Source organism: Acidithiobacillus sp. TH-A36, assembly GCF_057473445.1.
The window spans coordinates 1-24,934 of sequence record NZ_JBYCKP010000304.1; the positions used below are offsets into that span (position 1 = coordinate 1).

At 52.0% G+C, this 24,934-nt stretch carries 28 protein-coding genes and 1 pseudogene; 7 read left to right on the forward strand and 22 right to left on the reverse strand.

Annotated elements, in window-relative coordinates; all coding sequences use genetic code 11:
* Both AC2VLY_RS07890 and AC2VLY_RS07895 read right to left on the reverse strand, forming a co-directional pair.
* A partial coding sequence (locus AC2VLY_RS07890; protein ID WP_486922065.1) for a hypothetical protein occupies positions 1–219 on the reverse strand: 219 nt, incomplete at its 3' end.
* Positions 173–796 (reverse strand): recombinase family protein, encoded by a 624-nt coding sequence (locus AC2VLY_RS07895; protein WP_486922064.1) that lies wholly within the window; start codon positions 794–796, stop codon positions 173–175. The genes AC2VLY_RS07890 and AC2VLY_RS07895, both read right to left, overlap by 47 nt.
* A gap of 138 nt (positions 797–934) precedes the next feature.
* Between AC2VLY_RS07895 and AC2VLY_RS07900 the strand changes: the two genes are divergently transcribed.
* On the forward strand, positions 935–3,964 hold the full coding sequence (locus AC2VLY_RS07900) for a Tn3 family transposase (protein ID WP_215865737.1): 3,030 nt from the start codon (positions 935–937) through the stop codon (positions 3,962–3,964).
* A 39-nt stretch (positions 3,965–4,003) separates the two neighbouring features.
* Here AC2VLY_RS07900 and AC2VLY_RS07905 read toward each other — a convergent pair whose 3' ends face one another.
* The 14 genes from AC2VLY_RS07905 to AC2VLY_RS07970 form a co-directional block, all read right to left on the reverse strand.
* Complete coding sequence (locus AC2VLY_RS07905; protein WP_486892453.1) at positions 4,004–4,315, reverse strand: nucleotidyl transferase AbiEii/AbiGii toxin family protein; 312 nt, start codon at positions 4,313–4,315, stop codon at positions 4,004–4,006.
* Positions 4,299–4,649, reverse strand: coding sequence for a hypothetical protein (locus AC2VLY_RS07910; RefSeq protein WP_486892454.1), 351 nt, complete (start codon positions 4,647–4,649; stop codon positions 4,299–4,301). The genes AC2VLY_RS07905 and AC2VLY_RS07910 overlap by 17 nt, the downstream gene beginning before the upstream one ends.
* 54 nt (positions 4,650–4,703) lie before the next feature.
* Positions 4,704–6,071, reverse strand: a complete 1,368-nt coding sequence (locus AC2VLY_RS07915; RefSeq protein ID WP_486892455.1) for a hypothetical protein — start codon at positions 6,069–6,071, stop codon at positions 4,704–4,706.
* Positions 6,072–6,386 carry a hypothetical protein gene (locus tag AC2VLY_RS07920; protein WP_486892456.1) on the reverse strand — a complete coding sequence of 105 codons (315 nt, stop codon included), beginning with the start codon at positions 6,384–6,386 and terminating at the stop codon, positions 6,072–6,074.
* A gap of 36 nt (positions 6,387–6,422) precedes the next feature.
* Positions 6,423–7,574: a DUF7146 domain-containing protein gene (locus tag AC2VLY_RS07925; RefSeq protein ID WP_486892457.1), complete on the reverse strand. Its 1,152-nt coding sequence runs from the start codon at positions 7,572–7,574 to the stop codon at positions 6,423–6,425.
* 15 nt (positions 7,575–7,589) lie between these two features.
* Entirely contained in the window at positions 7,590–9,125 is a 1,536-nt protein-coding gene (locus AC2VLY_RS07930) for a nucleotidyl transferase AbiEii/AbiGii toxin family protein (protein ID WP_486892458.1), read from the reverse strand.
* Positions 9,100–9,528 carry a hypothetical protein gene (locus tag AC2VLY_RS07935; RefSeq protein ID WP_486892459.1) on the reverse strand — a complete coding sequence of 143 codons (429 nt, stop codon included), beginning with the start codon at positions 9,526–9,528 and terminating at the stop codon, positions 9,100–9,102. Before AC2VLY_RS07935 ends, AC2VLY_RS07930 begins: the two co-directional genes overlap by 26 nt.
* 195 nt (positions 9,529–9,723) lie before the next feature.
* Positions 9,724–10,020 (reverse strand): hypothetical protein, encoded by a 297-nt coding sequence (locus AC2VLY_RS07940; RefSeq protein ID WP_486892460.1) that lies wholly within the window; start codon positions 10,018–10,020, stop codon positions 9,724–9,726.
* A gap of 71 nt (positions 10,021–10,091) precedes the next feature.
* A complete protein-coding gene (locus tag AC2VLY_RS07945; RefSeq protein ID WP_486892461.1) occupies positions 10,092–10,919 on the reverse strand; it encodes a hypothetical protein in 828 nt (275 codons plus the stop codon).
* Positions 10,920–11,026: 107 nt separating this feature from the next.
* Positions 11,027–11,344 (reverse strand): hypothetical protein, encoded by a 318-nt coding sequence (locus AC2VLY_RS07950; protein ID WP_486892462.1) that lies wholly within the window; start codon positions 11,342–11,344, stop codon positions 11,027–11,029.
* Positions 11,341–12,348, reverse strand: coding sequence for a hypothetical protein (locus AC2VLY_RS07955; RefSeq protein WP_486892463.1), 1,008 nt, complete (start codon positions 12,346–12,348; stop codon positions 11,341–11,343). The genes AC2VLY_RS07950 and AC2VLY_RS07955 overlap by 4 nt, the downstream gene beginning before the upstream one ends.
* A gap of 12 nt (positions 12,349–12,360) precedes the next feature.
* Positions 12,361–12,711 (reverse strand): hypothetical protein, encoded by a 351-nt coding sequence (locus AC2VLY_RS07960; RefSeq protein WP_486892464.1) that lies wholly within the window; start codon positions 12,709–12,711, stop codon positions 12,361–12,363.
* Positions 12,712–12,758: 47 nt separating this feature from the next.
* Positions 12,759–14,360 carry a hypothetical protein gene (locus tag AC2VLY_RS07965; protein ID WP_486892465.1) on the reverse strand — a complete coding sequence of 534 codons (1,602 nt, stop codon included), beginning with the start codon at positions 14,358–14,360 and terminating at the stop codon, positions 12,759–12,761.
* A 53-nt stretch (positions 14,361–14,413) separates the two neighbouring features.
* The gene (locus AC2VLY_RS07970) at positions 14,414–16,408 is read right to left on the reverse strand and encodes a hypothetical protein (protein WP_486892466.1); all 1,995 of its coding nucleotides are present in this window, start codon (positions 16,406–16,408) and stop codon (positions 14,414–14,416) included.
* 184 nt (positions 16,409–16,592) lie between these two features.
* Between AC2VLY_RS07970 and AC2VLY_RS07975 the strand changes: the two genes are divergently transcribed.
* The 6 genes from AC2VLY_RS07975 (at position 16,593) to AC2VLY_RS08000 (ending at position 21,864) form a co-directional block, all read left to right on the forward strand.
* Positions 16,593–16,889, forward strand: a complete 297-nt coding sequence (locus AC2VLY_RS07975) for a hypothetical protein (protein WP_486892467.1) — start codon at positions 16,593–16,595, stop codon at positions 16,887–16,889.
* Positions 16,890–17,007: 118 nt separating this feature from the next.
* Positions 17,008–17,553: a hypothetical protein gene (locus AC2VLY_RS07980; RefSeq protein ID WP_486892468.1), complete on the forward strand. Its 546-nt coding sequence runs from the start codon at positions 17,008–17,010 to the stop codon at positions 17,551–17,553.
* 8 nt (positions 17,554–17,561) lie between these two features.
* The gene (locus AC2VLY_RS07985) at positions 17,562–18,845 is read left to right on the forward strand and encodes a hypothetical protein (protein ID WP_486892469.1); all 1,284 of its coding nucleotides are present in this window, start codon (positions 17,562–17,564) and stop codon (positions 18,843–18,845) included.
* A 13-nt stretch (positions 18,846–18,858) separates the two neighbouring features.
* A complete protein-coding gene (locus AC2VLY_RS07990) occupies positions 18,859–19,122 on the forward strand; it encodes a hypothetical protein (protein ID WP_486892470.1) in 264 nt (87 codons plus the stop codon).
* Between the two features lie 21 nt (positions 19,123–19,143).
* A complete protein-coding gene (locus AC2VLY_RS07995) occupies positions 19,144–21,360 on the forward strand; it encodes a DotA/TraY family protein (protein ID WP_486892471.1) in 2,217 nt (738 codons plus the stop codon).
* Between the two features lie 3 nt (positions 21,361–21,363).
* Positions 21,364–21,864, forward strand: coding sequence for a hypothetical protein (locus AC2VLY_RS08000; protein WP_486892472.1), 501 nt, complete (start codon positions 21,364–21,366; stop codon positions 21,862–21,864).
* Between the two features lie 84 nt (positions 21,865–21,948).
* On the opposite strand, the gene AC2VLY_RS08005 is transcribed toward AC2VLY_RS08000, so the two are convergent.
* The 6 genes and pseudogenes from AC2VLY_RS08005 to AC2VLY_RS08030 all read right to left on the reverse strand — a co-directional run.
* Positions 21,949–22,140: an NrdR family transcriptional regulator gene (locus tag AC2VLY_RS08005; RefSeq protein ID WP_486892473.1), complete on the reverse strand. Its 192-nt coding sequence runs from the start codon at positions 22,138–22,140 to the stop codon at positions 21,949–21,951.
* Between the two features lie 152 nt (positions 22,141–22,292).
* Entirely contained in the window at positions 22,293–23,111 is an 819-nt protein-coding gene (locus AC2VLY_RS08010) for a hypothetical protein (RefSeq protein WP_486892474.1), read from the reverse strand.
* An 18-nt stretch (positions 23,112–23,129) separates the two neighbouring features.
* The gene (locus AC2VLY_RS08015; RefSeq protein WP_486892475.1) at positions 23,130–23,846 is read right to left on the reverse strand and encodes a hypothetical protein; all 717 of its coding nucleotides are present in this window, start codon (positions 23,844–23,846) and stop codon (positions 23,130–23,132) included.
* A 14-nt stretch (positions 23,847–23,860) separates the two neighbouring features.
* On the reverse strand, positions 23,861–24,223 hold the full coding sequence (locus AC2VLY_RS08020) for a YMGG-like glycine zipper-containing protein (RefSeq protein WP_486892477.1): 363 nt from the start codon (positions 24,221–24,223) through the stop codon (positions 23,861–23,863).
* A 21-nt stretch (positions 24,224–24,244) separates the two neighbouring features.
* Positions 24,245–24,673: a hypothetical protein gene (locus AC2VLY_RS08025; RefSeq protein ID WP_486892476.1), complete on the reverse strand. Its 429-nt coding sequence runs from the start codon at positions 24,671–24,673 to the stop codon at positions 24,245–24,247.
* An 81-nt stretch (positions 24,674–24,754) separates the two neighbouring features.
* A pseudogene (locus AC2VLY_RS08030) lies at positions 24,755–24,934 on the reverse strand (hypothetical protein); the annotation flags it as partial.

Sequence of the window (24,934 nt, forward strand, 5' to 3'; positions counted from 1 at the left end):
CAGCGCGGCGGGTTCGATCTGATAAACCGCCTTCGGACTGTTCACCGGGCGGTCGGGCTTGTCCGGGTTGTAGAGGGCCACGCCAGCATCGCAAAACGGGGGTGTAAGCCCAAACCCTCGAAAATTTTGTCTGCCCTCGTAACCCGACCACGGGGCTACAGATGGCCCCCAATCAGACCTTCGGCGTCGGCTGAAGCCCCCGCTTGTTGATATAGGTATTCAGAGCGATGTGGCTGGTTTGGCCCAGGAGCGTGGCGATCTTGCGCACCGACAGTCCATAACCCAGCAGATCCTTGATCCGCTCCACATCCTTGTCGAACTTACTCTTCTGCAGCGTGCCCTTGGGCTTCCCAAGCTGTTTGCCCTGTGCCTTCTTGGCCGCCAGCGCTTCCTTTGTGCGCATGCCAATCAGATCCCGCTCCAGTTCGGCAAACAGCGAGAACAGGGTGAGGACAATCTTGGAGTTCATGTCCTGCTGGGAGATATCGAGGTTCTGCTTGATGGTGATCACGCGGATATTGCGCTTCGCCAGGGCATTCACCAGTGAGATCACTTCGGCCGTGCTGCGGCCCAGCCGGCTTAGCTCGGTCACGATGAGGGTGTCCGTTTCGCCCAGCATCTGGACCAGATCGTCGATACGCCGCTGCTTGCTGGTCTTGCGCGATGAGACTGTGACTTCCATAAAGTCGTCGACGCGCAGCTCCCGTTTCCGGGCAAACTCCAGTATCTCCAGCTTCTGGTGACTCAGGTCCTGCTTGTCGGTGGATGCGCGCAAATAGGCGACAATTTTACCCATGAAAACAGCCTCGTTGTGTCTTAACATCAATTAGGCCGTAAAGTAATACGTCTTGTATGTATTTTTCAATCTATTTCACATGCTTGCCGTGGTGCTATATTAACGCTCGTTTTGGCATATACAGAATGTATAGTAAAAATGACAGAAAACAACAAAAGACTGACCATATTATCCGACGCGGAACGATTCGCCCTATACGGGCTCCCCGACTTCGATGACGGTCAGCGGCAGCAGTACCTCAGCTTCAGCGAATGCGAACTCGGGCTTGTGATGAGTCGGCAAAGTCTTCATGCCCAGGTCCATTGCGCCTTGCAGATCGGGTATTTCAAAGCCAAATATGCCTTCTTCTCGTTTTTCTGGGAAGAAACGGAAGAGGACTGCGCCTTTATCCTGACCCGCTACTTCCATGGTCAGGCGTTTGCTCCGCAGCCAGTGACCGAGTACGAGCATTATGTGCAGCGCACCGCGATCTTGGGCCTATTCGACTATCGTCCGTGGTCTGCTGAATTTCTGCTGTTGCTGGCCGAGCGTGCGGCGCAAGTCGTACATCGCGACGTCACCCCCGGCTTTATTGTCGCCGAACTGGTTGCCTTTCTCCACGAACAGAAGATTGTCAGACCGGGACACACGACCCTGCAGACACTCATCAGCGACACACTGACTACAGAGCGCAATCGCCTGAGTGACCTATTGGACAATTTGCTGGATGAACCTGCCAAGGAGGCGTTGCAGCAACTCCTGGTGCACGATGACACTTTGTTGGGATTGGCCGCCCTAAAGCAGGATGCCAAGGATTTTGGCTACCGCCAGATGGTGTCGGAGCGGAAGAAGCGCACCTTGCTGGAACCTCTTTATCAGACGGCGAAAGCGATGTTGCCCATCCTGTCAATTTCTCGGCAAAACCTGAATTACTACGCGAGCCTTGCCAATTTTTACACGATTTATGATTTGCGCCGTCTGCGCCCGAAACAAACCTACCTGTACCTACTGTGCTTCGCATGGCAGCGCTACCGCCAGCTTACCGACAACCTGATGGATGCGATGGACTACCACATGAAGCAACTTGAGGACGAAACTAAAATCCGGGCGAAAAAGCGATTCTTTCTACTACAGTCCACCAGGCGACAGGAGTCGCCTGGTGTTGGCCGTTTGCTGCTGATGTATGTTGACGACAACCTGGCTGATACCACGCCCTTCGGTTCAATCCGCGAGAGCGCCTTTACCATCATGCCCAAAGACGAATTGCGTCTCACTGGCCAGCGCTTGTGCGGGGCACCGGTAAATAAACTGGAATTGCGCTGGCAGATCGTGGAAGAGCTGGCGGAACGTGCCCGACACCACCTGCGCTCACTGTACGTGACGCTCAATTTTTCCAGCACAGTGCCAGACAACCCGTGGCTGGTGGCACTGGGTTGGATGAAGGGGGTTTTCTCCAAACAACAGCGACTGGCGCAGCGACCACTTAGCGAATGCCCGGCAGCAACGATTCCCAAACGCCTGCGCCCCTATCTGCTCGAATTTGATGTGAAAGGCAATGCATCAGGCGTTCGTGCTGATCGCTACGAGTTTTGGGTGTACCGGCAAATTAGGAAACGCTGCAAGTCAGGCGAAGTCTACCTGGACGACAGCGTCCAGCACCGCAGCCTCAGCGATGAACTGGTTTCCCTGGAGGAAAAAGCGGCCGCCCTCGGCCAACTGGATATTCCCTGGCTGCGGCAGCCCATTGAGACCCAGATCAATGCCTTGACGGAGGAACTGCACCGCCTGTGGCTGGCGTTCGACAAAGACCTGCGCCAGGGAAAACTGAAAAATCTGGAGTATGACAGCCAGACCAAGACGCTGGTCTGGCGGCGGCCCAAGGTCGGAGACGACGAAGCGAAACAGGATGCTTTTTACGGCAAGCTGTCGTTTCGCGATATCGCCGATGTTCTTCGATTTGTTAATGAGCAATGCCATTTTCTGTCGGCACTAACGCCGCTGCAGCCGCGCTACGCCAAGCAGGTTGCCGATACCGACAGCCTGATGGCAGTCATCATGGCCCAGGCAATGAATCATGGCAATCTCACCATGGCGCAGACCAGCGATATTCCCTATCACGTTCTGGATGCGACGTATCTGCAGTACCTGCGGCTGGCCAGCTTGCAGGCGGCCAATGATGTCATCAGCAATGCCACCGCAGACCTTGCCATTTTTCCACACTATTCCTTTGGCTTGGAGGCGCTCTACGGTAGCGTCGATGGACAGAAATTCGGGGTCGAACGGCCGACGGTGAAAGCGCGGTTTTCCCGCAAATATTTCGGCCGGGGCAAAGGTGTCGTCGCCTACACCCTGCTGTGCAACCATGTTCCGCTTCAGGGCTGGCTGATCGGCGCGCACGAGCTTGAGGGCCACCATGTTTTCGATCTCTGGTACCACAACACCTCGGATATCGTACCGACGGTGATCACCGGCGACATGCACAGCATTAACAAGGCTAATTTTGCCATCCTGCATTGCTTCGGCTTGCGTTTCGAACCGCGCCTCACCAGGCTTCACGAACAGATACAGCAAATCTACTGCGCCGGTGATCCCGCGCGGTACGAAAAATTCCTTATCCAGCCGACTGGGCAGATTGACCTTCAAGCCGTCATCAACGAGAAATCCAACATCGACCAGATCGTGGCGACCCTGGGTCTCAAGGAGATGAGCCAGGGCACATTAATCCGGAAACTATGCACCTACACGCAGCCAAATCCGACACGCTATGCGCTATTCGAGTTTGACAAGTTGATCCGCAGTACCTACACCTTGCGCTACGCCCGCGATCCCCAGTTACAGCGCAACATCCACCGCTCCCAGAACCGAATCGAGTCCTACCACCAGATGCGCTCGGCGATAGCCCAAGTCGGAGGCAAGAAGGAACTGACTGGCAGGACGGATATCGAGGTTGAAATAAGCAACCAGTGCGCCCGGCTGGTTGCCAACGCGATTATCTATTACAACTCCGCCATCCTGTCACGGCTACTCGCCAAGTATGGAGCCAACCCAAGCCACAGAGTCCTGTCCCTGATCAAGAAGATATCGCCCGTGGCATGGCGGCACATCCACATGGGCGGCCACTACACGTTCCGGGGCGAGGGCAAGGCGGTCGATCTCGATGCGTTGGTGGCCGATTTGCTCTTGGAATAGGGAATTACGAGGCCAAACAAAATTTTCGAGGGTTTGGGCTTACACCCCCTTAATGAAGTCATCTTCTTCTGCTGGATGCGATATTTTCTCCGCGTGAAATCCATACTCATTTCTCAGGCAAAAAATAGCCTTGTCAATTTTTTGCCTGGGCAACTTTACGTCGTGCAAAGAATCATCATGCGCCCATATAAAATCCAGATCCTCACTGATTCTATGCCCTATTCTCAACGACAGCGCGGTTCCACCCACAAGAACAAACCCAGATAAATTTTCACTTGCTGCCGAGCCGTATAGAATTGACCACAATTTACGGGTATTTTCTGGTAGGGAGTCATCATTCAAAACGTCCATTTTTCGCCCTCCCGATCAACATTGCCAGAAAGTCTCGTTTCCACTGAGGCAGGTTGTCCGATTCTTCAGAGAGGTACTCCATGTACGCGGATTCCAGTGGTAGGGCACCAAACAACCGTGCTGCTGATAGAACAATCGTCCAGCTTTCACTCATGAGCGCCTTTCGTAAAAGCACTGCATCATCTGCATTCGGGTTCGACCAGGCAAGGCGAACACGGTACCGATCCCGCCATTCCTGCTTGGTCAGTGGCGGAACATATGGTTCAGCGGGCGCAGGGGGGTACAGCGCATCCCGTTTATACCGGTAAAAGCGGTTTCTCAGATCATTATCCATATCCCTTTTTTAGAAGCTCCTTGTATGTTTTCATACCGTTGGGCTTCAAACCCCTCACCGCATCCGCCGAACACTGGCCCTGATGTTGGTATTGCCCGACGAGTTTGCAGCCGGATCATCATTAGCCTGCGTTATGGTATTTCCAGCTACCATCTTATTCTGCGCATCGTTGTTTGCTTCCCACTTGTTCAAGACATTGGTGACCATGGAAAATACAGAGGACATAGGCCAGTCCCTGCTAGATTCCAGCGTGGCCCTCAAACTGCCGACCAGGTCTTTCTCATCCTGTGAACCCCGCACGATCAGACCAATATCCATAGCATTAGCGGCCTTTAATGTCGTGTGCAACGCATGATCCTGTATCTGGGCGTACTTTCTACTCAAGTCCTGATCTTGGCTCATCATGGATAACAACGCACGTTCTTTGGGTATGCCGTAAATATCTGCATCGTTGCAAGCCTTTTGGACTTGCGGGAGGGCATTAAATGCGGACGCTTCACGAGCTACATGCTCTGCCTGTTGGTTGATAGTGCCCGCTGGTTGGTGCGCCGTAACTGCGGCAGAGGAGGCGAGGCCTGCAGATAATTGCCGGTATGCCTGGGCCTTTTCCATGAACTCGGTGCCCAATGAGCGATTCAGATTATCCGCAGAGGGTATAATCATGCTTTTCTGCGCCATTTCTTCGGCATAATCGGCAAGTTGTTGATAATATTTTTGACGCAGGAGAGGGTTTGAAATGCTGTTGATGTTTATCTCCGCTCGATCCAGAGACTCTAAGGAATCATGGGCTCTGCTCTGAATGTTTTTTATGGCAACTGCCAGCTTGTTAGTGGTTTGATCGGAAAACACATGCCGCGCAATAAAATCGCTGTTGCGGGGATTTTGTTGGTTAGCCATCTCAAATATTTTTTTAGTCGCCCCAAACTGTGAGGCAATATCCATCATCTCACTAAACTGTAATGCGTTAGCCATCTGTTTTTGCATTATGCTTCGTTTTGCCGCGTCATCCTCTGTCATACTGGGGTTTATGAGATTGTACTTCGCGCTGCCTGTAACCCGTTTCATAGCGCGATTATCTAAGGCATTATTTGCCGTCACCGCGTTAAGATAATGTGTTATATTCATATAGTTTGCAGCTATTGGTAGGCCAATGATTTCAAGCCCCAAGGCAGCAGACAAACCAACAGCGCCTACCGGATTCATTATTGCAGCTATTCCAACCAATGCAGTTGCACCTTTGGTTACGCCATCAAAGTAGGTCAAAATATTATTCCGCGTCCGCACGTTGTCGCCAACTGTTCCCCAATACACAATACGGTCAACCTCATGTTTCCAGGCGTTCTTTATACTATCCACGGGATGTTTCAGCTTATCCAGCGCACGACCCGCATATCCAGAGAACTTTTCGGCCAGTGTCGTCATTTAATGAACCTCTGCAAATGTTTCTGGGTGGATGCCCATGGAATGTAACATGGCGGTAACCTCATCTATCTGTTCACGAATGGTGGGCAGCGCTGTTGTTAGCGTCTCCAGGAGGGGCATATCGTTCTGGGCACGCGGTAAATCCACCATCAGTCCGTCCAGGATCTCCCGGGCACTCACCGCCCACATTGTCATCTCACAAGCCGTATTCTGTGAGTCTATATCCTGCTTTGGATCATTCATGGCAATTCTAAAGTAGGTTTCGATGCTGCTGACTTCAGACAGCATGGATCGGGTTTGCTCTAAGGCTTGCATGGGATGTTCTCCGATGAAATAAAAGGTATTGAAAGGTCATGGTTTAAGCGTTTTCGGTCGTGACCCATTGCCGCTGCTATTTTGTTGCGGTGCAATTATCAGGTCATTCCAGTCTCCACCGAATCCCGGCTGCACGCCCTGGTGCATGCGGGGGTAACGAATGTGGACTGCCACTTCTGGACGATCTATCGCCATTCTTGCTTTAAGTGTTTCTGCACCATGCCGCCCGGCAGGATCGTCATCAGCGAACACAAACAAGGTTTGTACGGTCGGTGGGGGGGCATAGTGTATGAGTTTTCCAGAGTCGATAGCACTTTCACAGGGCAGATCATTCAGAATGGCGGCGGAAAAGGCCGTCTCGAGGCCCTCAGAGACGCCTAATCTGCCATTCATGGGCTGATACAGTGCAATTCGGTACTTGTGGTCATTTACAGGAGTCATGAGCTTACGGACATCGAGTGTCTCAGCGGGGTCGTTAGGGTCCGGTAACGCCAGTTTTTTTCCATCGGGCGATACATAGGTCCGGTGCAACGTAATCACGTCCCCTGACAGGGACCGACACACGCCGATCAAGGCCGGATAATTGCCGAGATTCTGACTGCGTGCAGTCTTGCTGGCCTTGTAAAAATAGGGTAGCCCTGGATGTGCCAGAATATCCTGCGCCGCTTTCAGGTAACGCTCTCCAATCCCGCGCGTTTGCGTCAGGTATTTCCATACGGCTGGCACCTGATCTATCGGGCGGCACCCTGATAACGTACTGTCGAGAGACTTCTTTGCCCGGGCTTTCTTTTCTTGCGCTTCTTGTTCTTCCTGAAGCAACCGGGTGACTTTGGTATGCCTGTGCTCTATTTGCGCGGAAAGCGTCGGGACCACATCCTGCGACCGTTGAGGATCAATGCCGAGTACATCCGCTACGCGCCGTGCAGACTCCATGAAATTCCATCCATGGACGTGATTCAACAGTCGGAAACCATCTCCGGCAATCGGTTCTCCGCCACCTGCTGAACAGATAAATGTCCCCCGTCCGTTTTTGTCGTCGAAGCGGAAACGATCCGATCCACCACATCCGGGACAAGCGCAGTGCTTGTTGTGCGCGGCCGGCACTTCGATACCCAGCGCACCCAGAATCTCCCGCCAATGACCTTGTGCGGAATCTTTCGTTTCATCGACCCAGGTGCGCTGTTGCATAACGATCTCCTTGAATCAGGGCTTTTTGATGCGTTGGCTGCGAATGGCTTTATTCGTACCGGCTGTGCTTACAGAATTACTCACCGTCTGGCACTGCTGCAGTGCTTCACACTTCTCCATAAGGTTATGGATGTCCGACCAGATGGATTTGTCTGATGCATCCGATTGGGGCAGCATCCGGGTTTCCGGTTCAAACTGCTTGGCCAGGTCCAGAAACCGATCCACCCGATGATCTCTTTTCGCCGGCTCATCTAGCTGTGCCAACGCTTGATAAGCCGATTCCAGATGATTCCGGGCGGTACAGGCGGTGTCGCACAGCTTTTCAATGATCCGGGCCTGTTCCGGCTCGTGATTGATCGCATTCCGGGCATAAGCAACGGCTTGGGAGACTTCACCGAGTTGGTCGCAGGTCTGGTAAAAGGCTGTCATTTTTTTTACCTTGCGGGCCACTTTCAGGAGATCCAGACATTCATTGACCTGGTACAAATGACTTGTAAATGTTCCGCCCTCATTGGCACCCTGTTTCGATGTTGGCACTTCATGGGACGCTATGGAGTTTTTTGATCCCCGCTTTGGCATCCCCATCAGGAGCTTATCCGCAAAAGATTGGAAGCTCCCCACCACAGCATCAAAGGCAGGAATATCGCCATAAATCATGATCTGGCAAAATCGCTCATACCGTGCGCGGATGTCTGGGTCTGCCAGATGGGTGATTTCATCTTGAAGCACCGCATACGGATGATCTTTGAATGCCGGGAACTGGTTGCCGTAGGTTTCCCGGTCTCGTTCAACGGTACCCGCAAACAAAGGAGCCACTACGCCGGAGAGATCGCCCTTGGCCTGCAGAATACAATGTACATCATACAGGTGCCGTACCAGTCGATCATCGTAGTCACCACGACCACATCCAGCCCTGTTCGCTGCCGTGCGTCGCAGGTAGCCCACCACCTTATCGGACAGCGTGTCTTCAAGGCTGACTACTGGGACCATAGGGAGTGTGGTATCTATCGGACGATCCAGAACACGATCCAGAATCGTTCGTAAGGGCTTTAGTTCGACGTTAGCCACGGGTTCAAAGGCGGTAATTTCCAGTTTGATTTGCGGTCGTAACGCTTCTGATCGCGCAAATTTCGGGGCATATCCAAAATTACCCATGATGTAGGCATTCCCATTTCTACTCTTGAGTTCACCCCCCAGGGGGAATCCCGCCTGTTCCATGGCACTATGAATATCGGTCTTTATGGCAGATAGAAATTTGCGGCGCTGATTCTGGCTGGTGATGTCCGATGGCAACACGATGCGAAAATCCGCATCTTCGGACATGCGCTGGATGACCTGTTGTGCTTGGGAGAGGGAAGTGCCGCCGCCAAAGATAATTTGTGCATCCCGGGCCTTGCCAGCCGCGCAAATGGCACGAATGGCGTCAGCTACCAGAATGTCTTTCTCGATCATGTCTGGAGATAATGGGAGTAATCCCAGCTTCCGGGCTAGATTCATGTCCGCGAGAGACTGGTCTGTCAATCCTCTACTCAACTTTTCGTTCTCGTTCATAATTCACCAGTCTTTTCCCGAAGCCGATTTTGCGAACAATACGGCTATTGCCCACATCGAAGGCCAACCACGCGGGAACTTGTGTGGTGCGTCCGGAGTTGTATTCCACCACGGCACTGTTAGGTTTAGGATCAATACCGAGTTTTACCAGCGCCTCTTTCGCGAATATCTCCGGCCAAACCAAGGGCGCTGCAGACTGTATTTCTGGAATAAACTCACCCCGTACCAATACCCCGTATCCTCCACGCACCAACACGCCCTCAGACACCAGCACTCTGATCGCCTTATCCACGCCAGAGCGGGATTGCGCGAGCGCGTTGAACTCTGAACGAATAAAAGCATTTTCATCTGGACGGGCAGACAGGTAGTCCAGGATGCGCTGTTTGACCTTTGATGCTTTCATGAAGGGTCCCCTACATCTAACGGACACATTTTTGCACCGTTGAGCTATCTTGTAAAATCAGAAGGATAGCTTTCAACCCATGGCACTGCAGTCCCCTTTACTGCAGCAATCCAGGTGCATCTTTGCAATGTGACGACTTCCCCTGAAAACAACACGTTTAGGTGCGTAGTTGGCCTATGGTGTTGAACATGCTTGTCATTCAGATCCCGGTATATGTTCGGGCAAGTGGTCACTTAATGCGTCTACATACAAAAAACCGCCCGTTCTTAGGGTTGTTTCGATGTTTTTTTTCATCGCATCATCCCATTCAGATTGAGACCGATTGGTTGCACCCAGGCAAATTTTGTGGGTGTTTTTGAGTATGTTTTCTTTTTCCTGTTCAGACGCAGCTATCAGACAACTCGTATCTGCCTTAGCAAAGGTGATTTTCACTTCAAGTCGTCTTGCTTCGTCGTACAGAACTTCTGTGTGCAAACCTTCACTCTCACTCATTTACCATCTCCATCTCCTTTTCCAATGATGTGGGGAACCGGGTCTGCTGGTATCCCCACATAACCTCAAAATCACCGATGCTTGAGCCGCTGACTGTGAATGACGTTATTCGTACTTGTTGTGGACGCTGGATTAGTCGTCTGGCACTGCAGGGCTTCACACTGCTTCACAAGCGATTGAATGTCCGACCAGATGGATTTATCCGACACTTCTGATTGGGGAAGCATCCGGGTTTCCGGTTCAAACTGCTTGGCCAGATCCAGGAAATGCCCGGCCAGCTTGATCTTTAATGGTGATTCCGGAAATTCGGTTAATGCTTTGTAGGCTAGATCCAGATTTTCCAATCCGGCTTTCGCAGCTTTTGTCAAGTTTTCTGCTATCTTGTCAAAACCGATCACACGCATTTTTGCAAATCGTGTGTATTGTACCGCATGAGTTTCATCATCAGCCTTGTCGCACTGCTGGTAGTACGACTGCATCCTTTTAATTCTTCGTGCAGTTTTCAGGATTTCCAGGCCCTCTGATTCTGCTTTACGGAGAGCTTGTGAGAACGTGGCCACTTTATCGAAACCATATTCCAGAGCCGATAAGTCAGGAAAATCCTTGGACTTGTCAGACTTGGTAAAAAGGCCGGTTTTCGATCTTTTTCCCAAAACACTTTCCGCATATTGCTCCAGAAAAAACCCCCGCATACCGCCGAGAATAACCGCTCCCGCGCCAATGGTGGTAAACACGGCTCCGTAACCATGAAATATGTGGTCTGCCGCACTGGGTAAAAGTGTAGCGGTTGTCCCTAGAGCATCACCTAATAAGGCAATTCCGTCATAATAAGCGCGAGAATAGCCCTGCCATTCCTTATCGCGTTTAATCATCGTTGAAAAAATGATCTTGTCATCCATCCGATTTTTGAAATCGCTGACACGATCTATCAATTTTTTGCAGGGTTCGCGGAGCTGCCGCGCAAATGTGGTGGATATGTCTTTCCATGGGGTGCTAAAAATGGAACTCATAATTGGGGCTCCTGTGCGGCGACCTCGCGTGCCTGCGCTTCGAGTTTTTGTTGGGTTTCCTTTACCTGTTCAGTAAGTATGGAGAGCACTTCGTCATATTCGGCGGACTCCGAGCCATCCGGGGTAGGGGATACCGTGTCGGTTATCCCTTGCAGCAATTCCCGGGAACCATCGGCCCATGCCAGCATTTCTCCAAAAGTCTGCTTGTCCTCTACATCCGGAGAGGCTTTCACGAAGCTGGCAAACACTTTGGCAACATCCTGCAGTTGCGCATCTAATGTGGATGTTTTAAGCAGTATTTCGTCTTTTCTCACGGGCCTCTCCCTTTAGGCTTGTGGGGAACAATAACGGGACGTGTAGGGGATTCCTGACCGAGATTGTCAGGCGTCACTTTAGGAGCAACATTCCGCCTTTCTGCCGCGCGGTCCTGTTCTTGAATCCGGTTCAGGATTTCCCGTAACCGTTCCGGAAACGTTAATTCAACCGGCAGACTATCGCGTATGTTTTGCAGCGCAGTACCGAGTGTCAAACTCCCGGCCTGATTCGATAGCGGTATCATCCCGCCAGCACGCTGGATGCCGTGTAGTGCCACCTCAAGGTCCTGGTATCCGCGCGCTTGCGTTTCACCATTTTCTGCAGCGGTCAGGTAGTGATTGACGGCATAGAGCGCAGCCAGAAAATCCGGAATTTCCTTTTGGATCTGGCTCACCATCATGGGTACACGCGGATCTGGGTGCTGTGCAAAATACGCGCTGGCGTCTGGCCAGCCTTGTGCATCCTTAAGTGCCGCCGCAAAAACCGGCTCAGATCGTACTTCGTTCAGATGTTCTCCAAACGCACGGACACCCTGCATACCCTTGGTCGCGGCATATAAGAGCGTACTGTGGGCTTTACTATCCGGTGGGGCCACATCAGGCTGCGGGGTTTGGAAATAACGTCTGCCCATCTCCATGAATGGCTCCTGCGGGATAGGGGCCCGCAAGGAAACCAGCAAATAAAGTCCATTACTCCGCATGGCTTCCGGGGTGTCAGCCATGAGGCCGACCAGTGAGGGGAGATCTGTTTGGTATCCCTCACCCTTGGTCCGCTCAATAATGGCATTCACGCAATAAGGGGTCCTGCGTATGCTGTTTCTCAATACCCACTGCGTCGATCTCGCCAGAGCCAGATTGTCGGTCTCCGCCGTATCTACCGAACCGAGATCAAAAGGGGATTGATCCCGTGCCTGCAGCGCATGGGTCAAGGTTTTGTGCATATCCACCATGTACCGGGTGCCGGTGGATTTTGGGAACATCTCTGACAAGGTAAAACTGGGCATGCAATATGTCCTTTACTGGTTCGTAGGTGACGTATCCAGCATTTTTTGTACCCGTTCTGGAGCGCCCGGTCTAAACAAATCTTTCAGGCGCATTTGTTCGGAAACCTCATCGACCTGGCGGTCCAATGTATATAACGCCGTCAGAATGGGTTCCTGATCAGGATCGAGATGCGTTCCTTGCAGGCTATAAACCTGCTGGCAGAGAAACAGACCGTGGGCAATCCATTGCCGCATTTCAGCAGCAATCACCTGATCGGACTCACAGAGGTTGGGATGTTTCAGGGCTTCCGCGAAGGTTTCATCCATTTGCGAAAGCAGTCTTTCCATCAATCGGGCATGGGCACGGTAGGTATCCAGTGACATATCAGGTGGTCTCCATTGTCGGTTGCGTCATCACATTATCCCTGTTTTTACTTGCGGCGCATGCCAGGCCGTTGCGCCGGGCCATTCTGGGTATTCTGTCCAACGGACTGGGCTACCGTTTTGGCGACGGCCACTTCCGGAGCGACAACGCCCAGGGCAACATCGCCAACCTTTTGCGCCGCGCCCGAGAGATCGCCGGTTTGTTTGGCCTGTTCGACCGGTTCCCGTTTGCCGGTAATAATTTCTTTCAGCTTGGCGAGGAAGCGGACAATGATGTCACCGAGGCCGAGTTTCCCTTGCTGTCCTTGTTTGTTTTCCGCATCGCTTTTCATCACATTGTCCCGATCCGGCCAATGCTTTTGTGCGTCGGCCATGTGTTCCATGCGTCCCTGCAATGACTTCATGGCGCGATTTTTCATATCGGTGTCCTGCATCTGCCCAATGAGTTCCATGTGTTTTTCCATGGCGGGCTGAATGTGTTCATGGAAGTTCTTATGAAGATTCAGGTAGGATTTCATGAGGGCGGGATTTTTATCCAGAGCTTCATGAATGGCCCCTTTCGGATCTATGCCGTACTTGGTAGCACGGTCCATAGCCTCACGAATCGCGGGCTGATGGTTAAAAGCATCCATGCTGGCCGCAAACGCATCAAACTTGTTGTTGTTCTGGATGAGCTGAGCGTGAATGGCATCATCTTCATGGGGTTTTGCTGTCTGTTGTGTGCTCATAGTGCCTCCGACTGGGAAATCCAACTTGGACTTTTCTTGCTCTTGCTGCTTCTCAGCAATCATGTTGTCCAAAAGGTCAGAAGCCGAGCGGTAATCTCTCCACTCGCCACCAGACCGGTCTCTTACCTCTTTTATTGTATTCAATTTTTCCAGGCTGATTGGCTCTCTAGACATTTTTTGAGCGGCAGCCAACGCTTCTTCCTGTGTATCAAAGTTAAACCTTTCTACCGGTAACGTCTTTATATCAGGATAAGCATTATTTCTTGTGTCCATATAAACAGAACGCCCTGCCGCCCAGCCTACGACCTTGTCATTCTCTTGCGGTTTGTCGGCTAATATACGGGTCCCATCTCGCACAACCACGGCTTTAGCCCATGATTGGGCGGCGAATCCTTCGGGGAGCACGTCGGGGGTTTGCGCGACAAAAGGGCGATAAGTGGATGGCTCAACGGGGGTTCGCCCTGATTTCTCAGCCCAATCCCGTGAAGCGATTTTCTGCTGATTTTTTGTAATCAGATTATCAAGGAATTCCTTACGTTCCGAAGTGTTACTTGGTGAACGAAATTTGGCATCGTATAAACGATCTAATTCAGCAGGTTCCTTCTCCATTTTTTTTGCTGCGGCTATGGCTTCTTCCTGGGTATCAAAGGTTAATGACTCAACAGTTATTCGCTTTGAATCATTAGGGAAATCAGCAAATTCAGATGAGGGGTGATCCTGCTTGAATGTGCGGGTGACCTGCCAACCTTTGACATCTTCCCCATCCATGGGCATTTCCGGTGTCATACGGGTACCATCGCGCACAACCAGTGCTGCAACACGTACCTCAGAGCTGAAACCCTCTGGTAGCTGGTCCGCACCCTGCGCAGTTAAAGGTCTATAATCGTCCGGGTCGAACTGAGAGGTTTGTTCTGCGCTCATAGCGTTAACTCCTTCTATCTCAAATAATAATAAGAAATCTCAATATACTTGTTCTAAGGTCCAGCCCGACGCCGGACAGGCTGCACGGACTCACCAGAAGGCGCAGGCACAGCGGAAGATCCACCAGGTGCTGCAGGTTGCTGAACCTCAGCACCGCCAAATAGACGGCTTAGAAAACGCTTGATAGCCGCAATGACGCCATCCAGAATGTCCCCGATATTCTTCTTTCCCGGCACGCTGGATGGGACCCCCTGGCTGTTTTCCTTGGCCCGATCCACCTTGGCCAGCAAGGCTTCGCGTTCTGCGCTGGTATCCCGATCCATCTGTGACAGTGCAGCAATGGCCGGATCAACCATCTCTGGAACCTGTTCTGCATCGGATTCCAGCTTGGACAAGGCGCTCTGCAGCTTGGGATGTTTTGCAAAAAGCCGCTCCCAGGCATGGGTCGCCCATTCGTTGTGCCGTTGCTCCTGCGTTTTGGCATCGGACGCGCCATCTCGCACAAACTGCGCCCGGGTTTCCAGATCATCATGGACGCGCCGGAACATCTCCTGCACGGGTTCCTGAGACTTGAACAGATCAATACGCTCATTCAAACGGCTCACAAAGCGATCTGCCGTCCGATATTTTTTATCCATATTGGCCTGTTGCCGCCGTTCCGCACGCTGTTCAGCGCTACGGGCATGAATCTCGCGCATTTGTTCATGCAAAGGTCTAGTAGTGGATGCGGATGGTTTCGGCCCGCGCCGAAAACTTGCAGCAAGGTTACCCAGTCCAGAAAACAGTCCCTCGCCGCGCACCATATACGTCCCCCCGTTTCCGCCCTGTATCCCGTTCTGTTGCATCCCGTATCCCGTTTGTTGCGGAAACAATGGCGGCTGTTGCGGGAAACCGTTTGGGAACGGCGGCAGGGTGCTATCCGGTTCACCGGAAGCAGGAGCATGCGGCTTGGAACGCATTTGACGCTGGCGATTTTTACCGTTTCTTTGTGCGCCCTCAAAGCGACCTGGCCAATCCCCCCGATCATGTTCTCCCTGGTTGTTCTGCTCGCCTTGATCGGCAGACAGAACCCGGTCCTGAAAAACGCTCACGTCCTCTGTTGTTTCAGAACTGACCTCAATCCATTCGTCGGGGTAGGGGGGCGGTTCTTCGCCCTGTGCATCCGGTGCCGTCCCTTGCGCCTTATCTGTCGCCTTGGGATCTGTGGTGGCATCGTTGTTGGCCGAAGATTGTTCACCCGTGGCATCTGGGTGGTCCTCTTTATCGGATGGGTTTGCGGCAGGATCCGCTGGCGTTGATGGGGCAGATTCCTTGCTCACATCAGCCGATAAATCCGGATGGGTGTCAGGATCACCGTTGGGAGCCGGATCGTCTGAAAGATGGAAGCGGGTCCGGTACCGGGACTCGACGACGAAATCCTGAAAGGTGGTCATATCCAGTTCCGGGCTGCGGATCGCATCATACTGAGCATCGCGCCCACTGGAGGGCAGTTCCGTCTCCGTAAAGTAATACGTTTGCGCTTGCAGGACACCATCTACCAGGTCCGAGTTGCTCAACCCCCAACCCTTGCCACCATCCCGTGCATACAGGATCAGGGCATCCTGGGCCAACCCGTGCGCATCCTCTGTAATATCTCTGGCATGTTGAACCAATGACAGGGCCAACACACTCCGGACATCCGCCAGTGCATCTCCGGGGACCTCCGCGAGTCGGGCATCCCTTTCCGCGTGGGGTTGGGGATGGGCGATGGCATGACCTGCGGCATTGAGCAGTTCTGTACTGTGAAAGAGGATATTCCCGACCCGTCGGTCCCGCACGGTTCCTGACTGCTCCAGCGCCTCACCCATTCGGTGAAAAAACACATCCTGATCGCTCTGCGAGAGGGTTTGCACGCCTCTGGCCACCAGCGAAACCAAGGCGCTATCCATGTTGCCATCTTTGTCCAACCATGGTGCAGATTGTCCGCGTTCCATGGCACTGAGCATGGCGTAGGCATGTTTTTGTAAAGAATCCTGCTGTTGTTCCGGGAGATCGGGTAGAGCGGACATCAGACTTTCCTCAATGGCGTTGAATCATGCGTATCTTATGCCCACGAAAAACCATTTTGCTTTTGTTTTTGTGGTAAAACCCGATTTCTGCACGCTCAAAAAACCGCAGACGAAAAAAAAGCAAAAAGGTTTTTTCTGTATTTAATAGATGCAAACAGGCAGCCTCCAAGAGGGAGAATTGTGCGTGGAAGATTCGGAATTTTACGTGGAAGTGCAGGATTTATTGGCCGATTGTCTGCTGACCCATGAGGATATAGAAAGTGGGGCCGATCTGCGGAAGATGAAAACCATGACGGCTTATACGGATTACTACCTGGGCAAATCCTACCAGTCGCAGAGGAACCTCTCGGGCATTCCCGCAATGGGCGGCAGCAAGGACGCGCAAGAAATGGCTGAAAATGTGTCCCTGATTCTTCGGATGGACGAGACGATCCAGACAATCTTGAATCCATCCGTCATCCGCTTAGCGAGCAAGATATGAAATTCACCTCTAAATGTTCTGCCTACCTTGCCGTGCAAGCATATATGGCGGGTTTCCTGACTGCCGATGCTTGTATCTCCGTAGATCTGTCCACATCCACTCACTAACGGATTTAACCATGAAAAAACATCCGCTCTTATCGTCTGCTTTACTTTGCGCCATGGTGACCGCTTCCATGACCTATGCCGTGCCTGCCATGGCAACCGAATGCCCGGGAGCCCAAGTCGCAGATGCGGCGGCTGTGAAACAAATGATCACCGATAACAAGTCTCTGCGCCCGCAAGTCCGCAATCCCACGGTCGTGGCAGTTCGTGGGCAGGCTTGTGTGGAGAAAAGCAGCACTTTTGATCAAATCCTTCAGGAAATTCAGACTTTACCCGTAGGCAGCACGGGAGAAGGGATTTTAAGTGTCATCGAGCAGCTTTTCGGGGGCACCCAAAACACCTGTAATCCATCTGGTCAACCGGAAACGCCTGCGACACCATCGGCAGGGCCGTTGCCGACAACCACCGTTGTAAACCCCACTCCCGTTACCCCAAGCGCAAAGTATAGCAATGGCCCGGACAGCTCATCCGGGAGCTACCAGTCGCTGTTCCCATCCAGGACAACAGGGACCACGAATACAAACAATGGCGGTATCAATCTCAACAATGTATTTCAATGAGGGACCTTATGCGACTCAAAAACCTGTATAAAAAAACCCGTTTGACCATCACCAAGATGCCTACGAAGCGTCGTGCGGCACTGGGTATAGCTTTGCTCATTGCTATTTCTTCGAGCGCCTGGGCTGCCGAACCGTGGGTAGGACGCATGAAATACATGGGGGAACCCCCTGGGGTCCCGAGCGGTACGCAAGTCAGCGTCCCGAGTGGCGTATCTACATCGCATGGCTGCGTCCCTATAGATTATGGCGGTGGGTGCTGGACCATCTACGAAGGAACCCTGGCCTCCAGTGGGGATATCAAGGCCTTGTCAAAACAGGTCTATGATCTCCAGTTGCAAATGGCCAAGGACATTTCCTGGCTGGGTTACTATACGGCGCGTGCGGTGCGGAATGACGGTACGGACCGCGACATCTATCACATGGAGAACGCCAAGCAGATTCCGGCCAATATGCCGTGCGGAGCAGACGATTGTACGGCACAGGTCAATGTGGCCTCAGATACTGCCGGTGCCAATGGTGTTTTTGGTGACCAGAATCCGATTTCCGGTGTTCCGATGGTGGCGAGACAGGTCAAACAGGGGCTGTTGGCGAAATATACTACCACCTTTCTTTTTTCCAGTTACGCGACCCATAACCATCTTTTCTGCTCGAAATCGGAAATAACCGCAGGGCTGTGCTCTAGTCACGCCACAGTTTCAAAGGACCCCAACGGCGATATTGAAGGCACATCGCTGCTTTCGTCGAATGGCATACAAAAACCTGCACACCCGACACTGGATGCTGATGCACGGGAAGCCTTTATTCAGAACCTAACCAATCAGCTTCCGGTACCCATTTTACAAAAAGCAGCCTACAAATCTCCAGATGGTCGTCTGGCTATAGGTGCTAAATTGCAATATCAGGCGGAACAAAGCCTTGCCCAAACCGCACTGGACCAATTGGCGGCCCTGCATAATCCTGTCAAGGGGCTAGGAACTGTCCTCAATAAAACCGTTAAGGGACTTGGGATGCAAAATGTCTCCTCCAATATTTCTCTATTGCAATATATGTCATACATGGAAAAAGCCCAGTACGGAAATCCAAGGTTTTATACCAACCTGGAATCACAGACCAGCCAGGTTTCTCTACTTCGTGAGGTCGTTCTGATGCAGTCCCAGCAGCTGCTTTATCAGTATCTCGCCATGCGTATGCGGATGTCTCAGGATGCGATGATGGCCTCCGAGTATGCGACACAGGCGCAGGCGCATTACGCCAAAGTTGCCCAACATTTTGACGATTCGACAACCGGTTAAAGCGAGAAATCCCATGAGTGAGAACACCGAAAAAGATGACGAAAGCGACGCTCTGGCTGAAGACGCCGCTTATGAAAACGCATTCAGCATGGTCCCTGGTATGGGTGAAGCCGCACCGATTGCAGCACACACCCTGGAGACTCTGGAGGATTTGAACGCCAACTCAGCCCCGGATGCGCAGATGGATGACACCCTTGAGCGGGAGCGTGCTCTGGCGCTTCAGAAAGGGCAAACCCCACAACAACAAACGGCAGCACCTCGTCCTTTGCCCCATTAAGTAGCCATAGGAGAACGGTTCATGTTCGGCATCGCTCCACCACATACAGACTATTTCATGAACACCTTGGCCATGATTCTTGGTCCTATAGTTCACCATGTTACGGGCATTGGTGGTACAGACCATGAGCCAGACACAACCACCGCGCTTTCGATACTGCTTGGCTATGTCAACACCATTGCCTTATTCGTGGCCGTATTCTGGGTACTGTATATCGGGTTTGTGGGGCTCCTCAAAACGACCCATGAAGGGGAATGGCTAGGTCAGAAATGGTCGACCATGTGGGTTCCGTTACGAATCGCACTGGCCATTGCTTTTGTTCTTCCGGTTTTCCCTATGGGGCACGGAGAAAGTTACTCTGCCGTACAGGCAGCTGCCGTCTGGGTGGAAGCAAATGCGGTTGGCATGGCTGACAAGGCTTGGTCTTTGACGAATGAATACATTGTTACAGATCCGATAGGTGGCGTCCGAATGAGCCGAAGTAAGGTCAACGAAATGGCGGATGGTATCCTCAATGATGAGGTCTGTATGGACGCCTCAAACCGTTCCTTACACAACCCAAACTATGGATTGGGATTGGGATTAACAGCAACACCTATTACTTTAATCAAGGGCACCCAGACAATGACCACAGTGGGTGCCAGTGCAACAGCCGACCTTTGGAATCTGGGAGCAAATACTGCTGACAATGTATGGAACGGTGGAACTAATGGTGACGGACATCCGATTTCTGAAACATACGAGGAAGATTCATGGGGTTACCAGACAGGATCAACGTTAGGGAATGAACTGGTTAATTATTTACCTATTCCTGCAGCATGCGGCAGCATCATGTATCCAGCCAAAGCGAGCAACCTGGGTACCGGGAATGCTATTGGCTCTAGCGTCAAGAAAAATATCGACAATGCCGTATGGAGTATTTCCGCCGCGCAAATGCAGGAACTGGTTGCTGGCGAACAGACAATTGCCAATGATATTGTAGGCTATACACCGCGCCCAAGCCGGAAAGCCTTTGGCAAATTGATTCATACCTACGACAATAACGTACTCAAGTATGCGTTGCCGGCTATTGCCGCTGCAGAAAAACCCGAGGCACAAAAAATGCGAACCGCTATGGACAAACAGGGATTCATGACTGCGGGTTCATGGTGGTGGCAACTTATGCACATGAATGCTACCGCCCAAGATGCTGTCAACAATATTGGCACCATGACAATGCCAAGTATGGCATCGTTCGGGCTTGGTGGCATGAACAAGCGAGCACAAAGACGGGTTCAAAAGTTTCTGGCTTCGTATGAAGAAAGCCATAAATCCGGCGTAGATGGGTCACCAGCGTCCAAAGTGCCGCAACCAACCGATTTGTCTATTGCCGGAGCCATGGACACGATTTTCCAGGGCGCTGTGGGCAATGCGGGTCTATATATGGCCGACACCCATCGTCAGGAAAACCCGCTGCTCGGTATAGAATCCATTGGCACCATATTGGAAGTGGCTGGTAGCGGTATGTATGCCATGGAAGGCATGGGAGATATAGATAGTGGTGCGGCATCTGGCCTAAACAAAATCCCTGCCCTTGGTATTATCACGAAGTCGCTAAGCAGTGCATCCAAGAATCTCCTAAACGGACCGATCGGAGATTTGTTAATGTTAATCGCCACAGCCTGCTTTGGCCTTGGCTTGATTATGACGGTCTGGATTCCCATGCTGCCCTATATCATCTGGACATTCGCCATGTTTGGCCTGCTGATTTTCTTTATTGAGTTTGTGTTTGCGGCACCGTTCTGGGCCATTGCCCATATGAATCCAGAAGGGCATGAGGTTGTCGGCAGCGGCGGGCGCGGATGGATGCTTATGCTGCAGTTGCTTTTGAAGCCATTGCTCATGGTAGGCGGTCTGGTTGCCGGTACCGCGCTACTTTATGCAGGCGCATGGGTTTTGCAACACACTATAGGTGGTGCTATACTGAGTACGTTCACCAATTCCGTAGGCGGCTTTGTTGGACCGTTTGACGGCTTGGCCCAAGTGATTATTTACTGCTTCATGCTGATTGTCTTTATTGACATGAGCTTTGGCCTGATCCATAAGTTACCTGACCTCGTCCTGGGCTGGATTGGTGGTACCAGCACCGATCGTGGAGAAGGTGAGATGCAAAGCAGAGAGGGAAAGGGCAGATCAGACACCAAATCATATGGTGACAGCTTGAATGCAATAAGTAACAAAAGAATGGGAAAGGAGTAGAAAATGCGCAGGGAGAAATATTATTTAGATGTTAATAACCCATTGGCGGATGAAAATGGATGGGTTTACAAAGATGTCCCTGATCAACCACTCTGGGTCTCACACTATAGACCCATCAGTCCGGCCCAACATCGGTTGCACAGTCTAATCGTATTGCTCCTTTTTGCGGTTGCGATTGGATTTTCCATTGTCCGATACCTGGATCATCACATGACGTGGACCGATGCAATTTTCGGCATGTTTTTTTTGGTGATCATCTCTCACTGGTTGGGTGGGCCTTTGGGCAGGCTGATTAAATATGGATCAGTCATTTTTGTTTTTATTTATGTCAGTCCGGCTATCGCCATTGTTACGCTGTCTGTGGTGGCGCACCCTATCGTCACCCTCCACGCATCGATAGCGATGAATAAAGTAATCGCTGTACTGAGTCTTGCTGTGACCTACCTGTTCTCGGCTTACTTTCTTTTTCGCTGGATCTTCCCGCGTAGTTATACCGATTATTGATTCAATATATCACCTCCCTACTGCCCGGTCTTTGCCGGGCTTTTTTATGGCCTACATTCTGCAGTAACCGCTGCGACCCGTCACCTATTTCCCCTGTTCATAGTTTTCCATCATCTTTTTGGGATTGGGCCGGGTGCCTTCGGGGATGATGATTTCAATGGTGGTGAACCGATACCCGCATTGCAGGCACTCCCGCCGCCTGTTGGTGCTTTGCTTGACCGGACGATTCCGGGAGACAAGCACATGAGTAGGGCTTCCACATTTAGGACAGTTCATGATGATCCTTGTTATACACGCAATGCCTGTTGTCTGGGCTTTCTGTCATCCCATTGTAATATAAACGGCAAGCAAAGTTATGCGGAAGTTTACCCACAGTATCTGTGGATAAGCTCCCGCAAGAGGGGGTACTGCGGATTGACCTATCGCGGTCAGGAATGATGCGGCGTATAAACCATTAGCAAATGCTTATGGGGGCCGTAAACATTGATCCGCGTGCCAACCGCTCTCACTTCTGTTCTGCCGGCCCCGTTCACAAACATATAAATGCGCACATATAGCGACTGGTTCTTGGCGACAAAAGCTTCCATCTTCTTGGCCCGTGCGGTGTTTTTGACGGGCAGAAACGAAAAATCTTGATGATTGATAAGCGTGGCACTATAAACAGGGTGAAGCCCTCTCGTTGAAAAAAACATGGTTCCACCATTCAAAAGATAGGTGTTAAAAACCTTGAAGCCATGATCCTTAAAGGAATAATTTCGCAAACTTAATGTCAGCATGGGCGTGTAAACATACGGATGACGGCGGATTTCCGCCAACCGCTTATCCATCACCGGCTTGAGTTTTTTGAGCATTTCCTGTTTCTTGAAGACATCTTTTTCGGTGGCATATTTCGCATACAGGATGCTGGCGATCTGGCTATCGCTGAGTTTATGGTCATGGGCGACATATTGTTCGGCCATTTGTTTATTCTTTACCAAGGGGACATAGTCCTTGATGGGCGTGTTCCAATCGGGCATTGGCCCAACGATCTTTTTATGGTGGACTGGGGCACTTACCGTGAGCCGGTGAAACTTGGCTTCACCAAACCCACTCAAGGCATTGGAAATAGGACTGTTCGCCCCGGTTTTTTGGGCGGATGGTGCCGACGCATTTTTGTGATCATGATGAGATGACCCACAACCCGCCAGCCCCAGGGCAAGACCCAGAACGGCGAATGAAGTTAAAGTGCGGATTTGCGGTTTTCTCACGGTAATTGTCTCCTCTTTTCAGACAGGGTTAGCGGTAACGGCTTTGTTGGCCCGGTAACGACGAAAACCCATGACCGCCAGGTAAATCGCCACAAAGAAGGTCAACCAGAACCACAGGGTAATACTATTAAAGGCATGGCTACTCACCGATGAACCCATTCGGGCATCGAATGCGCCGGCCAGACCGGAAAGGGCAGAAACAGCCGAATACAGGTTGTAGAGGCCGATAAACGTCACAATCAAGGGCAGGGTATAGGCCAGAGGGGCAGCCGGGTGCCGCCAAAATACGGGAACAGCAATACTCAGGATGGCCAGCAGAACCAGCAAAAACCCGAAACCACCATTCATGCCGCTGGGGTTGGCCAGCGTGTACCAGGACAGGCCATTGACCAGCCCCGGCAACGTCACCGGCACGTTCCGAACCACATCCGCAAAAAGCGCAAATACCGCAAATACGCCATAGGCGAGGGTGACGGGTTTTCCAGCATCCCGGTAGGTGTTTTCAGCCATAGTCTTGGCCTGTCCCAGCCAGATCCGGCCTTTTTCTTCCAGCATCTGAGTGGCATCGACACGGGTTACGCCAACCGCATCCGTGCCTTGCACCGTAAACTCTACACTCTGGCCTGCAGCGGGAGGTTGGTCGCTTTTCCACTGGTCGAGACGAAAGGGGTATTGAGTTCCCTGACTGCTGATAACGCCCTCTTGTCCCGTGAAGCTCAAAATGGTTCCGCGCATGTTTATCTCCTGATCTATTGGGGCGTGCAGGTATACCCTGGAGGGCAGGGCGGGGGTGGCGTATTCGGTGCGCATTGATAACCGGGTGGACAGGAATCCGGTGCGGCTGACTGCGCCGAGCCATTGTGACCCACAGCATATCCCGCCAGTCCACCGACGCCGGCACCAATGGCCGCACCCGCCAGAGGGCTACCGGTCTGGTTGCCAATGACAGCACCCGCTACTGCACCCAGAACTGCACCCCCGGCGGTATCCGTGGTCGTCCTGCTGGGCGTCCCGTACACAGTCTGTCCGTAAGGGGAGCCATAAGGACCGTTTGCACAGCCCGCCAAGGCCAGAGGTACCACCAGCGCCGAAGCAAATAACAATGTCCGGATCACGACGTTTTCTCCTGCCATTCAAAAAATATTGTTGATGAGATCGTCACCGATCCCGAATCCGGCACCCATCATGAGCATCTGCCCAAAACCGGAATGTTCAAGACTGTTCAGGAAACCGCCGCCCTGTTGCTGCGGGTAGCCTTGCGGCTGGCCTACCTGGGGTGTTTGCGGATAACCGGGCTGCCAGGCTGGACTGTTCTGCTGCATGCTGGCCACATCGTTCTGAACGGCCTGGTGCATGGCCTGCATGAGCGTCATCGTCTGCTGCTGTTCAGTCTGGATGTTCAGGGCCAGTTCCTTGAGATCCAGCATCCATTCGCGGGCGTCCTGATTGCCACCATCCGCTGCCGTCTTGAGTTTTCCGGCAAGGGTCTGCAAAGCCTGCATGACCCCCTGATTTTCCTGCTGCAACTGATTGTATTCCTGTTCTACGGCTTGCAAGTTCATACGCCAATTCTCCTTGGGTTCGATTACTGATTGAGAACATCTACCCACTTCGCTGCACCTTTTTTTATCCTACCGCAATGGTCAGGGTTTTTTAGGCTTTATCGGACCAGCAGGTGGTACGCTGGACCCCTTGTCTGTTTCCGCCTGTGCTTCATGGCTCGGTAATCCGCTCACTCGACCCGCCACGAGATGCTGCTGCATCGTTTGCGCCTGTCGCAAAAGCGTCTGTGTGGGCTCCCAATAACTCTGGCACATTTCCCT

What these genes read in the sequence shown, in the direction of transcription:
- AC2VLY_RS07895 (WP_486922064.1), bottom strand. Translation starts at nt 796, where the DNA reads ATGGGTAAAATTGTCGCCTATTTGCGCGCATCCACCGACAAGCAGGAC.
- AC2VLY_RS07900 (WP_215865737.1), top strand. Translation starts at nt 935, where the DNA reads ATGACAGAAAACAACAAAAGACTGACCATATTATCCGACGCGGAACGA.
- AC2VLY_RS07905 (WP_486892453.1), bottom strand. Translation starts at nt 4,315, where the DNA reads ATGGACGTTTTGAATGATGACTCCCTACCAGAAAATACCCGTAAATTG.
- AC2VLY_RS07910 (WP_486892454.1), bottom strand. Translation starts at nt 4,649, where the DNA reads ATGGATAATGATCTGAGAAACCGCTTTTACCGGTATAAACGGGATGCG.
- AC2VLY_RS07915 (WP_486892455.1), bottom strand. Translation starts at nt 6,071, where the DNA reads ATGACGACACTGGCCGAAAAGTTCTCTGGATATGCGGGTCGTGCGCTG.
- AC2VLY_RS07920 (WP_486892456.1), bottom strand. Translation starts at nt 6,386, where the DNA reads ATGCAAGCCTTAGAGCAAACCCGATCCATGCTGTCTGAAGTCAGCAGC.
- AC2VLY_RS07925 (WP_486892457.1), bottom strand. Translation starts at nt 7,574, where the DNA reads ATGCAACAGCGCACCTGGGTCGATGAAACGAAAGATTCCGCACAAGGT.
- AC2VLY_RS07930 (WP_486892458.1), bottom strand. Translation starts at nt 9,125, where the DNA reads ATGAACGAGAACGAAAAGTTGAGTAGAGGATTGACAGACCAGTCTCTC.
- AC2VLY_RS07935 (WP_486892459.1), bottom strand. Translation starts at nt 9,528, where the DNA reads ATGAAAGCATCAAAGGTCAAACAGCGCATCCTGGACTACCTGTCTGCC.
- AC2VLY_RS07940 (WP_486892460.1), bottom strand. Translation starts at nt 10,020, where the DNA reads ATGAGTGAGAGTGAAGGTTTGCACACAGAAGTTCTGTACGACGAAGCA.
- AC2VLY_RS07945 (WP_486892461.1), bottom strand. Translation starts at nt 10,919, where the DNA reads ATGGATGACAAGATCATTTTTTCAACGATGATTAAACGCGATAAGGAA.
- AC2VLY_RS07955 (WP_486892463.1), bottom strand. Translation starts at nt 12,348, where the DNA reads ATGCCCAGTTTTACCTTGTCAGAGATGTTCCCAAAATCCACCGGCACC.
- AC2VLY_RS07960 (WP_486892464.1), bottom strand. Translation starts at nt 12,711, where the DNA reads ATGTCACTGGATACCTACCGTGCCCATGCCCGATTGATGGAAAGACTG.
- AC2VLY_RS07965 (WP_486892465.1), bottom strand. Translation starts at nt 14,360, where the DNA reads ATGAGCGCAGAACAAACCTCTCAGTTCGACCCGGACGATTATAGACCT.
- AC2VLY_RS07970 (WP_486892466.1), bottom strand. Translation starts at nt 16,408, where the DNA reads ATGTCCGCTCTACCCGATCTCCCGGAACAACAGCAGGATTCTTTACAA.
- AC2VLY_RS07980 (WP_486892468.1), top strand. Translation starts at nt 17,008, where the DNA reads ATGAAAAAACATCCGCTCTTATCGTCTGCTTTACTTTGCGCCATGGTG.
- AC2VLY_RS07985 (WP_486892469.1), top strand. Translation starts at nt 17,562, where the DNA reads ATGCGACTCAAAAACCTGTATAAAAAAACCCGTTTGACCATCACCAAG.
- AC2VLY_RS07990 (WP_486892470.1), top strand. Translation starts at nt 18,859, where the DNA reads ATGAGTGAGAACACCGAAAAAGATGACGAAAGCGACGCTCTGGCTGAA.
- AC2VLY_RS07995 (WP_486892471.1), top strand. Translation starts at nt 19,144, where the DNA reads ATGTTCGGCATCGCTCCACCACATACAGACTATTTCATGAACACCTTG.
- AC2VLY_RS08000 (WP_486892472.1), top strand. Translation starts at nt 21,364, where the DNA reads ATGCGCAGGGAGAAATATTATTTAGATGTTAATAACCCATTGGCGGAT.
- AC2VLY_RS08005 (WP_486892473.1), bottom strand. Translation starts at nt 22,140, where the DNA reads ATGAACTGTCCTAAATGTGGAAGCCCTACTCATGTGCTTGTCTCCCGG.
- AC2VLY_RS08015 (WP_486892475.1), bottom strand. Translation starts at nt 23,846, where the DNA reads ATGCGCGGAACCATTTTGAGCTTCACGGGACAAGAGGGCGTTATCAGC.
- AC2VLY_RS08025 (WP_486892476.1), bottom strand. Translation starts at nt 24,673, where the DNA reads ATGAACTTGCAAGCCGTAGAACAGGAATACAATCAGTTGCAGCAGGAA.